This is a genomic window from Streptomyces sp. UF-297 (assembly GCF_058245575.1).
Map to the genome: position 1 here is coordinate 85,152 of NZ_JBSIBZ010000027.1, position 7,719 is coordinate 92,870.

General features: G+C 70.8%; 9 protein-coding genes. 4 read left to right on the forward strand and 5 right to left on the reverse strand.

Annotated elements, in window-relative coordinates; translation table 11 throughout:
- Window positions 1–17: 17 nt before the first annotated feature.
- From AC4IJH_RS18040 to AC4IJH_RS18050, 3 genes are read right to left on the reverse strand one after another with little or no spacing between them, the layout of a single operon-like run.
- The gene (locus AC4IJH_RS18040) at window positions 18–1,739 is read right to left on the reverse strand and encodes an urease subunit alpha (protein WP_490852757.1); all 1,722 of its coding nucleotides are present in this window, start codon (window positions 1,737–1,739) and stop codon (window positions 18–20) included.
- Window positions 1,732–2,043 (reverse strand): urease subunit beta, encoded by a 312-nt coding sequence (locus AC4IJH_RS18045; protein WP_490852758.1) that lies wholly within the window; start codon window positions 2,041–2,043, stop codon window positions 1,732–1,734. Before AC4IJH_RS18045 ends, AC4IJH_RS18040 begins: the two co-directional genes overlap by 8 nt.
- Before the next feature lie 17 nt (window positions 2,044–2,060).
- Window positions 2,061–2,363 (reverse strand): urease subunit gamma, encoded by a 303-nt coding sequence (locus tag AC4IJH_RS18050; RefSeq protein WP_490852759.1) that lies wholly within the window; start codon window positions 2,361–2,363, stop codon window positions 2,061–2,063.
- Between the two features lie 393 nt (window positions 2,364–2,756).
- Here AC4IJH_RS18050 and AC4IJH_RS18055 point away from each other — a divergent pair, with 393 nt between their 5' ends.
- Window positions 2,757–3,710, forward strand: coding sequence for a M28 family metallopeptidase (locus tag AC4IJH_RS18055; RefSeq protein WP_490852760.1), 954 nt, complete (start codon window positions 2,757–2,759; stop codon window positions 3,708–3,710).
- A gap of 42 nt (window positions 3,711–3,752) precedes the next feature.
- Here AC4IJH_RS18055 and AC4IJH_RS18060 read toward each other — a convergent pair whose 3' ends face one another.
- Window positions 3,753–4,100: a type II toxin-antitoxin system Phd/YefM family antitoxin gene (locus AC4IJH_RS18060; protein WP_490852761.1), complete on the reverse strand. Its 348-nt coding sequence runs from the start codon at window positions 4,098–4,100 to the stop codon at window positions 3,753–3,755.
- Window positions 4,101–4,392: 292 nt separating this feature from the next.
- On the opposite strand from AC4IJH_RS18060, the gene AC4IJH_RS18065 reads away from it, so the two are divergent.
- The 3 genes from AC4IJH_RS18065 to AC4IJH_RS18075 all read left to right on the forward strand — a co-directional run bounded on the left by AC4IJH_RS18065 (window position 4,393) and on the right by AC4IJH_RS18075 (window position 6,339).
- Window positions 4,393–5,028, forward strand: a complete 636-nt coding sequence (locus tag AC4IJH_RS18065; protein ID WP_490852762.1) for an ATP-dependent Clp protease proteolytic subunit — start codon at window positions 4,393–4,395, stop codon at window positions 5,026–5,028.
- Between the two features lie 6 nt (window positions 5,029–5,034).
- Window positions 5,035–5,343, forward strand: coding sequence for a hypothetical protein (locus AC4IJH_RS18070; RefSeq protein WP_490852763.1), 309 nt, complete (start codon window positions 5,035–5,037; stop codon window positions 5,341–5,343).
- Window positions 5,344–5,865: 522 nt separating this feature from the next.
- Window positions 5,866–6,339: a C40 family peptidase gene (locus AC4IJH_RS18075; protein ID WP_490852764.1), complete on the forward strand. Its 474-nt coding sequence runs from the start codon at window positions 5,866–5,868 to the stop codon at window positions 6,337–6,339.
- Between the two features lie 102 nt (window positions 6,340–6,441).
- Here the strand turns inward: AC4IJH_RS18075 and AC4IJH_RS18080 are convergent, their stop codons facing one another.
- Window positions 6,442–7,665, reverse strand: a complete 1,224-nt coding sequence (locus tag AC4IJH_RS18080) for a cytochrome P450 (protein ID WP_490852765.1) — start codon at window positions 7,663–7,665, stop codon at window positions 6,442–6,444.
- Window positions 7,666–7,719: the final 54 nt, after the last annotated feature.

Below are 7,719 nucleotides of genomic sequence, written 5' to 3' on the forward strand. Positions count from 1 at the left end.
GGTGCTTTCATGGCCGCTCAGAACAGGAAGTACCGCTGGGCCATGGGCAGTTCGGCGGCGGGCGCGGGCTCGACCGCGTCGCCGTCGATGGTCACGGTGAAGGTGTCGGGGTCCACCTGCACCCGCGGCAGGGCGTCGTTGCCGCGCATATCGGCCTTGGTGACGCCGCGGGTGCTGTGGATGGCCTGGAAGGGCTTGGCCAGGCCGAGCCGCTCGGGCAGCTGGTCCTCGATGGCCTGCTGGGAGACGAAGTTGACGGAGTTGGCCGCCGGGGCCCGGCCGATGGCGCCGAACATCGGGCGCGGCAGGATCGGCTGCGGGGTGGGGATGGAGGCGTTGGCGTCGCCCATCTGCGCGTACGCTATCTGCCCGCCCTTGATGACCAGTTGGGGCTTGACGCCGAAGAACGCCGGGTCCCACAGCACCAGGTCGGCGAGTTTCCCGTCCTCCACGGAGCCGATCTCGTGGTCGACGCCCTGGGCGACGGCGGGGTTGATGGTGTATTTGGCGACGTAGCGGCGGGCGCGGTGGTTGTCGGCGAGGAGGTCGCCGGGCAGGCTGCCGCGCCGCTTCTTCATCACGTGCGCGGTCTGCCACGTCCGCAGCACGACCTCGCCGATCCGCCCCATGGCCTGGGCGTCGGAGGACATGATCGAGATGGCGCCGAGGTCGTGCAGGATGTCCTCGGCGGCGATGGTGGAGGGCCGGATGCGGGACTCGGCGAAGGCCAGGTCCTCGGGCACCGCGGGGTTGAGGTGGTGACAGACCATCAGCATGTCGAGGTGTTCCTCGACGGTGTTGACGGTGTGCGGCCGGGTGGGGTTGGTGGAGGCCGGGAGCACGTTCGGCTCGGAGACCATGGCGATCATGTCGGGGGCGTGACCGCCGCCCGCGCCCTCGACGTGGTACGCGTGAATGGAGCGTCCCGCGATGGCGGCGAGGGTGTCGGCGAGGAAGCCGGCCTCGTTCAAGGTGTCGGTGTGGATGGCGAGTTGGGCGCCGCTCTCCTCGCAGATCCGCAGACAGGCGTCCAGTACTGCGGGGGTCGCGCCCCAGTCCTCGTGGATCTTGAAGCCGAGTACGCCCGCGCGCAGCTGGTCGCGCATGGACTGCGCGGACATGGTGTTGCCCTTGCCCAGCAGTCCGATGTTGACGGGCAGGTCGTCCATGGAGGCGAACATCCGGGCCAGGTGCCAGGATCCGGGGGTGATGGTGGTGGCCTTGCTGCCCTCGGCCGGGCCCGTACCGCCGCCGATCATCGTCGTCACACCGGACGCGAGCGCTTCGTCGGCCTGCTGGGGGCAGATGAAGTGGACGTGGGTGTCGATGGCCCCGGCGGTCAGGATCTTCCCGTTGCCCGCGATGATCTCGGTTTCCGGGCCGATGACGAGGTCGGGGTGGACGCCGTCCATGGTGTCGGGGTTGCCGGCCTTGCCCAGGGCGGCGATGCGGCCGTCGCGGATGCCGACATCCGCCTTGATCACGCCCCAGTGGTCCAGCACGACGGCACCGGTGATAACGGTGTCAGGGGTGCCTTCGGCGCGGGTGGCGCGGGACTGCCCCATGGATTCGCGGATCACCTTGCCGCCGCCGAAGACGGCTTCGTCGCCCGCGCGCCCGGGGCCGCCGCTGCGGTCCTCGGTGATCTCGATCAGCAGATCGGTGTCGGCCAGGCGGATGCGGTCGCCGGTGGTGGGGCCGAAGAGGTCGGCGTGGGCGGCGCGGGTCAGTTCAGCCATCGAGGGGGCCTCCGGTCTCGCCGCGCAGGCCGGTGACGATCCGCTTGCCCCCGATGGGGACCAGCTCGACCTCGGTGGGGATGCCGGGTTCGAAGCGCACGGCGGAGCCGGCGGGGATGTTCAGGCGCTTGCCGTGCGCGGCCGCACGGTCGAAGTCGAGGCCGGGGTTGGCCTCGGCGAAGTGGTAGTGGGAGCCGACCTGGACCGGGCGGTCGGCGGCGTTCAGGACGGTCATACGGATGACGGGGAGGCCCTGGTTGAGCGGCACGGGCTCCTCGGCGTACAGGATCTGTCCCGGGATCATCTTCGTTCCCCCCGCCGTCAGTTGATGGGTTCGTGGACGGTGACGAGCTTGGTGCCGTCGGGGAAGGTGGCCTCGACCTGGACGTCGTGGATCATCTCCGGGACGCCTTCCATGACCTCGTCGCGCCGCAGCACCTTGCGTCCTGTCGACATCAGTTCGGCGACGCTGCGGCCGTCCCGTGCGCCTTCGAGGATGTGCGAGGTGATCAGGGCGACCGCCTCGGGGTGGTTGAGCCGCACCCCACGGGACCGTCGCTTTTCGGCCACGTCTGCCGCCACATGAATCATCAGGCGTTCCTGCTCATGCGGGGTCAGTTGCATACCTTCCACCTCACCGTCATCCCGCCCGGGCACATCGGCCCAGGTCACGGGCGTGAAGACACCCGCATAGGCAGATGTATCACACACTCATTAAAGGCGGGGCAAACCACCACCCAGCGCTCCGCCATCACAACAGCCATCGAAACCGCCTGCCCGGGAGGCTAGTTCAGACAAATTTCGACCGCGTTAACTTGACGTCGGCGCCTTTGGTGAATACCGCCCCGAATCCGGGCCGCTCCCCCCATCCCGCCGGAGCCCAAACGGGCCGCGCTCCGCTTTCCGCAACTCCCTGTCCGGTATGCGCTCTTGACGTGGCGGCGAACGATCACGATCCTCATGTCCGCATCAATTCCGCTCCGCCCCACCCCCCCACGATCCTTACGGAGCCACCACGTGACTCGTTCGACCCGAATACGCCGCGCCGCCCTCTCCGCCGGTGCGTGCACCGCACTGGCCGCCGCCCTCCTGGGCACCGCGGCCGGAGCCCAGGCGCAGACCCCCACCGCGCAGGCCGCCCCGGACATCTCCGTCGCCGGCGTCAAGGCGCACCTGGACCAGCTGCAGTCCATCGCCGACGCCAACGGCGGCAACCGCGCCCACGGCAAGCCCGGCTACAAGGCGTCCATCGACTACATCAAGGGCAAGCTGGACGCCGCCGGATTCACCACCGCCGTCCAGGAGTTCACCTACAACGGCACCAAGGGCTACAACCTGGTCGCCGACTGGCCCGGCGGCAGCGAGGACCAGACCGTGATGGCCGGCGCCCACCTGGACTCCGTCGACGACGGCCCCGGCGTCAACGACAACGGCTCGGGCTCCGCGGGCATCCTGGAGGTCGCCCTGGCCGTCTCCCGCGAGCAGTACAAGCCCGCCAAGCACCTGCGCTTCGCGTGGTGGGGCGCCGAGGAGTACGGCATGGTCGGCTCCCGGCACTACGTCGACAAGCTGGCCACCGGCGACCGCTCGAAGATCAACGCGTATCTGAACTTCGACATGATCGGCTCGCCGAACCCCGGCTACTTCGTCTACGACGACGACCCCCGCCTGGAGAAGACCTTCAAGGACTTCTTCGCCGCCAAGAAGATCGACACCGAGATCGAGACCGAGGGCGACGGCCGCTCCGACCACGCCTCCTTCAAGGACGTCGGCATTCCGGTCGGCGGGCTGTTCTCGGGCGCGGACTACATCAAGACCCAGGAGCAGGCCAAGAAGTGGGGCGGCACGGCGGGCAAGGCCTTCGACCCCTGCTACCACTCCTCCTGCGACACGTCCAAGAACCTCGACGACACCGCGCTGGACAACAATAGCGACGCCATCGCCACCGCCGTGTGGCAGCTCAGCTCCTGACCTGCGCGCACTGACGCGGGCGCACGGCTGAGGCCGTGACGCTCACCCCTTGCGGCCCGGTCGCCGATCCCCGGCGGCCGGGCCGTCGTGCTGTGCCGCGGCCCCTGTGGAGCGGGGGGCGGCGGGCGGGTCGGGGTGGTGTGCCGCGATGCCGAAGCGCTGCCGCTCGCCGCTGCCGGACCCCAGCTGCCGCACCGAGGAGACCGTGCTGATCACCTGCTCCTCCTCCGGCGCCGCCGCCTCCAGTCGTTCCAGGTCAGCGGCGGAGACCAGCGCCACCAACGGCTTCCCGTGGCGGGTGAGGACCACCCGCTCATTGCCGTAGACGACGCGGTTGATCAGATCCGCGAGCTCGGCACGGGCTTGCGTCACCGGAATCTCATGAGCCATACCCCCAGCTTAGATGCCCTTCCTCGGGCCCGACCGGCCCGCGGGAACCCGAGGCCCCCGTTCCCGGTCCTCCCCTTCTGCGCCGCGCGGGAGTTGCCCGCCATCGAGCCGTCCGGCACTCCGGTCGACGCCACCTTGTGCAGGAGGAGCGGCGGTGCGGGCACGGGGGATTTTCGCTCTCAGCGAGCGAGGAAAACACCGCTGACCTGTTGCCTCTCGCCGTCCGCTGGGTCATGCTCACTGCCAGTAAAATGTACGTCCTGTACATTTTTCACAGAGGAGAGGAGCAGTCATGACCCCAGCCACTGCCCGCTATGTGCTGCCCGAGTTCACCGAGCGCACCTCACAGGGGACCCGGACCCTGGACCCGTACTCCAAGTTGCTCAGCGAGCGGATCGTTTTTCTCGGGACGCCGATCGACGACACCTCGGCCAACGACGTGATGGCGCAGTTCATCCACCTCGAACACGACGCGCCGGACCGGGACATCTCGCTCTACATCAACTCCCCGGGCGGCTCGTTCAGCGCGATGACCGCCATCTACGACACGATGCGGTTCGTGTCCTGCGACATCGAGACCATCTGCCTGGGGCAGGCGTCCTCCGCGGCGGCGGTGCTGCTCGCCGCGGGGACGCCGGGCAAACGGCTGGCCCTGCCGGGGGCGCGGATCATGATCCATCAGCCCTCGCTGAGCCAGCCGATCCAGGGGCAGGCCACCGATCTGCAGATCCAGGCCGAGGAAATGCTGCGCACCCGCGCGACGCTGGAGGAGATGCTCCAGCGGCACACCGGCCAGCCGCGCGAGCGGATCGCCGCCGACATCGAGCGGGACCGCTTCTTCGACGCGCGCGAAGCGGTGGAGTACGGGCTGATCGACCAGCTCACCCGCAACCGCGAGGAGCAGTCCGCCGCGTTCGGGCCGCGGTGAGCGGGGGTGCTGCCGCCCGAACTCCCGCCGCTGCCCGCACTCACCCGCGCCGAGGGCGCGTTCATCGACAGCTATCTGGAGGTGCTGGACCTGCTGGGCCGGATCAACCCGGCCCGTGGCAGCGATACGTACGGCGGCCTGCGGGCCGCCCAGGCCCTGGTGTCCAAAGCGGCCGAGCTGCGGGACGCGTTGTCCCTGATGCACACGAGGGGCGAGAGCAGCCTGCACACCCAGACTCTGACGCGAGCGCTGCGGGTGCTGGACGGGGAACGCCGGGCCGGGCGGGTCACCGTGCCGCCGCCTCCTGCGAGTTGAGGGGAAGGTCTCGCGACCGAGCGGCCGACTGCCCCGGCGCCGCTCCCCCTGATGGTGTAGCCGCGGCTGCGGCGATTGCCGGGGCGGATGCGCTCGGTGCGCGCACACGAGGTGCGGAACGCCTCGTTCCGTGCCTGGTGCGGGGCTCCTCACGGGTCGCGGGGCAGAAGGGAAAGGGGAGTTGTCCACCCGATCCGGTCAGCCGTGTTCAGCCTCACATCGCGCCGATTGGGCTCGGAAAACCGGCGGTGGGTGCGTGACGATCCCTTCGACGACAAGCCCCCGCCGCAGCGGCGGGGCGGTCCGGGCGGACGCCGAATCCTGCCGCCGCTCCGGATGCCCGGTCGACTTCACTGATCGGCAGGAACGGAGGACCCGAGTACGACGGGACCGTCGGCCGACCGGCCGCAGCGGTCCCTTGGGGTGAAGCCGCCGCCACCTCGACCGTGGCCGCGGCCGGGCATCTTCGCCTGCCCGAACCCGACAGGCACTCCTTCGCAGGCGGCTGACGAAGGGTTGCGCATGAGTGCGCACAAACGCATCCCCGCCGCAGTGGCCCGCACCGGGGCGGTCTCCGTCCTGACCCTGGCCGCCGTCGGCGGGACCATGCTCGTTCCGGGCGGCACCAGCGAGGCCGAGGCGGCATCGACCTCGGCCAAGGCCCTGCGGGTCGCCGCCTCGAAGCAGGGCTCGCCCTACAAGTGGGGGGCGGCGGGCCCGTACCGCTTCGACTGCTCGGGACTCACGCTCTACTCGTACAAGAAGGCGGGCAAGCGGCTGCCGCGCACCGCCGCGGCCCAGTACAACCGCACCCGGCACATCTCGGCATCCGCCCGCAAACGCGGCGATCTGGTCTTCTTCCACTCCGGCCGGAGCGTCTACCACGTGGGCATCTACGCCGGCAGCGGGCGGATCTGGCATGCGCCGAAGTCCGGCACGGTGGTGCGGCTGGAGAAGATCTGGTCGCGCAGCGTCTGGTACGGGCGGGTGAGGTGATACCGGGCAGGTGAACCGGCCTTCAACGGACGGGGAATGACGGTTGGTCAATAGGGGGCGGGCGGTGACGGGGCAGCGCCCTTCACCGCCCGCTTCCGGGGATCAGCGGCGGATGCGTACCGGCAGTGACGCCGGGCCGCGCACGATGGCGTCGGGCGACCGCCACGGCGGCTCCTGCGCCACCCCCGCTCCGGGCCCGCCCGCGGCCAGGCTCAAGCCGGGCGCCGCCACCGCCAGTTCCTCCAGGGCCGCGCACAGCTGGATCCGCGCGAGCTGCGCGCCGAGGCAGACGTGCGCACCGTGCCCGAACGTCAGGTGCCGGGCGGGCGAGCGGTCCACCAGGAGGGTTCCGGGGTCGAGGTGGATACGGGGGTCGAAGTTGGCGTGCAGCAGGGAGACCAGGACCGCCTCCCCCGCGCCCACCGGTGTGCCGCCCAGCACGACGGGCTCGGTGGCCACCCGGGTGAAGCTGATGGGGACGACGGGGGCGTAGCGCAGCAGTTCCTCGACCGCGGTCGGCACCGATTCGGGGTGGAGGGTCAACTGCCGCCACTGTGCGGGGTGTTCGAGCAGCGCGAGGACGCACAGGGAGAGCTGTCCGATGCTGGTCTCGTAACCGGCGTTGAGCAGCAGCTCGACCAGGGCCGCCAGCTCCGGCTCGGTCAGCGCGCCGTCCGCGTCGCGCGCCTGGACCAGGGCGCCGAGCAGATGGGCGCCGGGGTTGCGGCCCGCGCGGGCCACCAGCGAGGCGATGTAGGTGCGTAACTCCCGTTGCGCCACGGCCCCTTCGTCGGGCGATCCGGGCGTGCGAGGAGTGATGCCCAGGGCGCGGTCGGCCAGGGCGGAGAACTGGCCCTGTTCGCTGGGCGGGACGCCCAGCACCCGGCAGATGGTGGCCGCCGACAGCGGCATGGCGTAGTCGCGTACGAGGTCGAAGCGCTCGCGCCGCCACAGCAGCGCCCGGGCCGAGCGGCGGATGCCGTCCTCGACACCGGCCAGCGCGTGCGGGGTGAAGGCGCGGCTGACCAGGCGCCGCAGCCTGCTGTGCGCGGGCGCGTCCAGGCTGGTCAGGGCGTTCGGGTCGGGGCGCATCGGGTGGACGGCGGGGGCGCTGTCCATGACGGCGGCGGCCCGGCTGAAGCGGTGGTCGGTCAGTACGCGGCGGCCCAGTTCGAAGCGGGTCACGAGCCACAGCGGGTCCCCGGTGGGCGCCCGGACCCGGGTGATGTCCGGCACCTGGTCCGCGGGCAGGTAGTCGGGCAGCGGCCCGCGCTGTGCCGCGGTGGCGGGGCAGGTCCGCGGTCCGGGGTCGGTGTGCGCTGGCAAGCGCGCTCCTTTCGTGGGGGGGCGGTGCCCGGCCGCCGCACAGCGGCCGGGCAC